Origin of the sequence: Archangium sp., from assembly GCF_036389735.1 — a bacterium.
GTDB lineage: Bacteria > Myxococcota > Myxococcia > Myxococcales > Myxococcaceae > Archangium.
In genome coordinates, this window is sequence record NZ_DASVWK010001071.1 from 1 (window position 1) to 4,517 (window position 4,517).

Annotated in this window: 4 protein-coding genes; 1 reads left to right on the top strand and 3 read right to left on the bottom strand. The window is 70.3% G+C overall.

Going from position 1 to position 4,517, the window contains the following annotated elements:
* Positions 1-187: 187 nt before the first annotated feature.
* A complete protein-coding gene (locus tag VF794_RS38375; protein WP_331118433.1) occupies positions 188-736 on the bottom strand; it encodes a molybdenum cofactor carrier protein in 549 nt (182 codons plus the stop codon).
* 72 nt (positions 737-808) lie between these two features.
* Here VF794_RS38375 and VF794_RS38380 point away from each other — a divergent pair, with 72 nt between their 5' ends.
* Positions 809-2,206, top strand: a complete 1,398-nt coding sequence (locus VF794_RS38380) for a cytochrome P450 (RefSeq protein ID WP_331118435.1) — start codon at positions 809-811, stop codon at positions 2,204-2,206.
* Positions 2,207-2,219: 13 nt separating this feature from the next.
* On the opposite strand, the gene VF794_RS38385 is transcribed toward VF794_RS38380, so the two are convergent.
* Both VF794_RS38385 and VF794_RS38390 read right to left on the bottom strand, forming a co-directional pair.
* Positions 2,220-3,131: a hypothetical protein gene (locus VF794_RS38385; protein ID WP_414641013.1), complete on the bottom strand. Its 912-nt coding sequence runs from the start codon at positions 3,129-3,131 to the stop codon at positions 2,220-2,222.
* A gap of 309 nt (positions 3,132-3,440) precedes the next feature.
* Positions 3,441-4,517, bottom strand: a 1,077-nt coding sequence (locus VF794_RS38390; RefSeq protein WP_331118439.1) for a DUF6895 family protein, incomplete at its 5' end; no start/stop codon positions are given.

Genomic DNA, 4,517 nt, shown 5'->3' on the forward strand with positions numbered 1-4,517 from the left:
CAGCTCAAGGGCTTCCTCAACACGCCCACCAGCTACACCGGCACCGCCCAGGTGGACACGCTCGTCCCCGTCTCGCAGTAAGGCAATCACGCAGTCGCAGCACAGGAGCGCGCGTTTCCCCGCGCGCAGCGCCCATGGCACCGGTTTGCTCCTCGCCCGGTGCCGTGGGCGTCTTTTTTTCCAGGGCTCAGCCCGACCCCGAAGGCCCCGGGTGCGGCGCGGCGAGGAGAAACGCGCACACCCGCTCCAGCGCCTCCGTCCGCTCCAGCTCCGCGGGGAAGGCGTGGAAGGCCTCGCGCGGACCGAAGAGGATGAGTGGCTTGCCGTAGCGCAGCGCGAGCACCGCCTCGGACACCGTGCCCGCGCCTCCCGGCAACGCCACCAGCGCCCGCGCGGTGAGCACGTTGAGATGGTTGCGGCTCATCGGCTCCGTCCCCCGCGCGCCGCTCAGCGGCAGGTGCGTGAGGATGGGCACCTCCACCGCCTCATTGGGGTAGCCCGGCTTCGGCCGCCACCCCTCCTCCCCCACCGTCCCCGGCACGATGCCCAGCGAGAGCCCGGCGCGCCCCTCCACCGCCACGAAGGCCTCGGCCGCCGCGCGCATCACCCCGCCGCCCGCGCCCGTCAGCAGGTGGAAGCCCTGTGCGGCAATCCACCGCGCCAGCGGCTCCACCCAGGCCCGGTGCTCCTCCCTGCCCGAGCCCAGGACACCAATGACTTCACGCCGGGTATTCATGGCTTCGCTCCGAGAGGGACACCCTCCATGAACTGGCCACGACGCGCTGCGCCGTACACAATCCCATCCGCCATGACGACCTCCGCACCGCTGCCTCCCATGCCTCCGGGCCACTGGTTGTGGGGCCACCAGCTCCAGCGCCAGAGCGACCCGCTCGGCCTGTACCTGAAGACCCGCCAGCAATTCGGGGACGTGGTGCGCTTTCGCATGGGCTACGTCCAGGTGGAGCAGCTCACCCACCCCAACCACGTCAAGCACGTGCTCGCCGACGCGAGCGCCCGCTACACGAAGGGCACCGTCTTCGACAAGACGCGCCCCCTGGTGGGCAATGGCCTGCTCACCGCCGAGGGCGACTTCTGGAAGCGCCTGCGCCGGCTCGCCCAGCCCGCCTTCCACAAGGAGCGGCTGGCCTCGCTCGCCACGATGATGACGGACACCATCTCCGAGCGGCTCCAGACGTGGGCGCCCGCGGTGGACGGTGGCGGGCCCGTGCCCCTCTTCCAGGAGATGATGAAGCTGACCCTCACCGTGGTGGTGCGCTCGCTCTTCAGCTCGGACGTGAAGGAGCACACGCACACCCTGGGCGAGGCCTTCACCACCGCGCTCGAGGTCACCAACGAGCGCATCATCTCGCCCCTGCCCTACCAGCCCTGGCTCTACCGGCTGCCCACGAAGAAGAACCGCGCCTTCCAGCGGGCGGTGGGCACGTTGGATTCCATCGTCAACGACATCATCACCCGGCGCCGCGCGGCGGGGACGGCGGACGCGAAGGACCTGCTGGGCATGCTGATGGCGGTGTTCGACGCGGACACCCAGGACGCCCTGGACGACGCGCAACTGCGTGACGAGGTGATGACGCTGCTGCTGGCCGGCCACGAGACGACGGCCACCTCGCTCGCGTGGACCTTCCACCTGTTGGAGCAGCACCCCGAGGTGGAGGCCACGGTGCATGCGGAGGTGGACCGGGAGCTCGGCGGGCGCGTGCCCACCGTGGAGGATCTGCCGAAGCTGCGCTACCTGGGCTGCGTCTTCGAGGAGGCGATGCGCCTCTACCCGCCCATCTGGGCCATTCCCCGCGTGCCCCAGGAGGACGACGTGGTGGACGGCTTCCGGATTCCCAAGGGGGACATCGTCATCCTCGTCCCCTACGTCACCCACCGGCACCCGGACTTCTGGCCCGAGCCCGAGCGGTTCGATCCCACGCGCTTCCTGCCGGAGAACAGCAAGGACCGGCCGCGCTGGGCCTACCTGCCCTTCGGCGGTGGGCAGCGCCAGTGCATCGGCAACAACTTCGCGATGATGGAGGCCCAGCTCATCCTCGCCATGGTGGCCCAGCGCTTCACCCTGCGCGGGGTGCCCGGGGTGCCCGTGGAGCCCGAGCCCCACGTCACCCTCCGTCCCCGCGGTCCCATGCCCATGGTGGTGACGCGCCGCGGGGGAGTGTCCCAGGAGCTGTCTCGGATGGCCTGAGGCCCGGCGCCGCTCAGTTGGAGCAGGTGCCGCAGTCCATCAGGCAGCTGTCGGCGGTGATGCCCCAACCGCAGCTCTCCCCCATCTGGCAGACGCCATCGCCGCAGCGGTGGACGTCCGACTGGCGGATGCGGGTGTTGAGCGGCTTGTACTGCACCCCGTTGTAGGAGCACTGGGTGTAGAAGTTCCCCGAGGCATCCAGCGTGCAGAAGTCCTCGCACTGGCCGATGCGCTTCACCTGCGAGCAGGCCGGGTTGGAGAGCGCCTTGTGGCCCTTGAGGCCGCAGGGGCGAGAGGTGCTCTCGTCGTCGGCCAGCGCGTTGCGGTCGTTGCCGGCGAAGAGGCCCTCGTTGTTGAAGAGGTTGCCGAAGAAGCAGGACTCGCGCTTGGCGAAGTGCGACAGCTCCTCGGAGGAGTAGGGGATGTTGGCCCCCTTCGAGTCGCGGCCCAGCACGGAGATGGAGATGTTCAGCCCATAGTTGTTGGCGTGGGCCGCCAGGCACGCGGAGATGACCTGCTGCTCCGCCAGGGAGGCCGGGGAGCCGCCCGCCCAGTCCGGCGCCAGGCCCAGCGAGCCCGGCCAGGTGTAGGTGGTGCCCGTGTTCGGGTTGACGAAGGTGCGGCTCTCGCCCGCGGGCACCGCGCAGCGGACCATGTAGCGCATGAGCCGGTTATTGTTCGACGGGTCGCCGTTGAACCAGCTGGCGAAGTCCGTGGTGGACAGGCCGTTGAGCGACAGGCCGTTGAGCGACAGGCCGTTGAGCGACAGGCCGTTGAGCGACAGGCCGTTGAACGACATGCCGTTTTCGGCCTCGAGTTCCTGCGCGTGCGTCTGGAGCGCCGCCTCCTCCTCGGAGGGCACTTCCTGCACTTCGCAGCCCGTGGCACCCACCAGCGAAAGCGCTGAAGTGAACACCCAAGCCATCATCTTCCGACCCGCCCCACGCCCCGCCGTCCCACTCCGCAGACCCTGAAAAGACGTGAAACCCATGGCTCGCCTCCCTGCTCAGCGCCCCGCGACGGGGCAAGAGGCACGGTGCGCACTTGGGGAGTTCCCTGCATGGGTGGGAAGTCCAGGAAAGCCGTAGAGGTGTGTGAGTCGACAACCAACCCGTCCAACGGTTGACGTTGCGCCCCGCCAGGTGTGCGGCGCTCAACGTCCGTCGGGCCCTCCTACACCCCACGGAGGGCAAAGCCTTTCCTGTCTTGAGAAAAAAGGGTGTCCGACAAGGCCCTACTTTTGGAACGACTGGCGCTCCTCGGCGCCCGCGAGTGCGAGCAGCGCCCCCGCGGTGGCATGGGCGGCGCCCTCGCCCTCACCCAATCGTCCATCGGACTGTTGGTGCGCGATCAGCAACGACAGGAGGGCCTCGTGCGCACCCCCTCCCACCTCGTCCACGCACTGGAGGCAGAAGGCCACCTCCGCCGCCAGGTCCACCTGGCCCTGATCCACGATGGAGGGCGTGGCCACCAGCAGTTCCTCCGTCCACGCCACCGCGCGCGAGTCCCGCGGCGGGGTGCGCAGGTAGCGGGTGTCCAGCAGGTACAGGTGCGTGAGCCAGTAGAGGTCCGCCAGCCGTGACACACCGCGCAAGGCGCGCTCGGGGATGGACAGGCGCACGTCCAGGCCACACGAGGCGGCGATCTCCCCCAGCAGCCACGCGTAGATGCCATGGCCCTCGGTATCGAGGTGCTCCAGGTAGGCCCGGAGGACGGGCGGGTCCAGGGGGGCGTGGGGCAGACCGCGCTCGCGGCGTACGAACCAGGCATCCACCCGGGCCATGCCCACGTCGGGAGACAGCTCGGAGGAGAGCGTCAGGGGCACCTCCGCCAGCGCGGCCACCGCTGACTCCAGGACGGGCGCCAGCACCCGCCGGGCGAAGACCGTGGGCGCGTGTCCCTCCAACATGTGCAGCGTCAGGGCGCGCAGCGCCCGCTCCTCGTCTCCCGCCCCCTCCGTCAAGGAGAGGAAGGCCTGGAGCGCGCCGTCCACCGCGTCCGTCCTCGGGGGAGGCGGTCGCGCGGGAGGCGCCGGCAGGAGGAAGAGGCCCGTGGCATCCTCGGTGAAGTCGGGGTCACCGGGCAGGCCCCGCACCGAGTCCGCCAGCACCTCCCTCGCGGCCGACGTGGCGTGCAGGGCGCGCGTGTAGCGCTCGCGGAAGGTGCGCCCCTGGATCTCCACGCGGTAGCGGTCCAACCGCCGGGCCCCGGCGTCCGCGGCGAGCGCCGCCTGGTGTCCACTCTTGAAGGTGAGGACGAGGGGCGCGTCCGGCAGCGGCGCCACCCGCCGGCCCGGCCGGGCGGCGACGCG

What these genes read in the sequence shown, in the direction of transcription:
- VF794_RS38375 (WP_331118433.1), bottom strand. Translation starts at nt 736, where the DNA reads ATGAATACCCGGCGTGAAGTCATTGGTGTCCTGGGCTCGGGCAGGGAG.
- VF794_RS38380 (WP_331118435.1), top strand. Translation starts at nt 809, where the DNA reads ATGACGACCTCCGCACCGCTGCCTCCCATGCCTCCGGGCCACTGGTTG.
- VF794_RS38385 (WP_414641013.1), bottom strand. Translation starts at nt 3,131, where the DNA reads ATGGCTTGGGTGTTCACTTCAGCGCTTTCGCTGGTGGGTGCCACGGGC.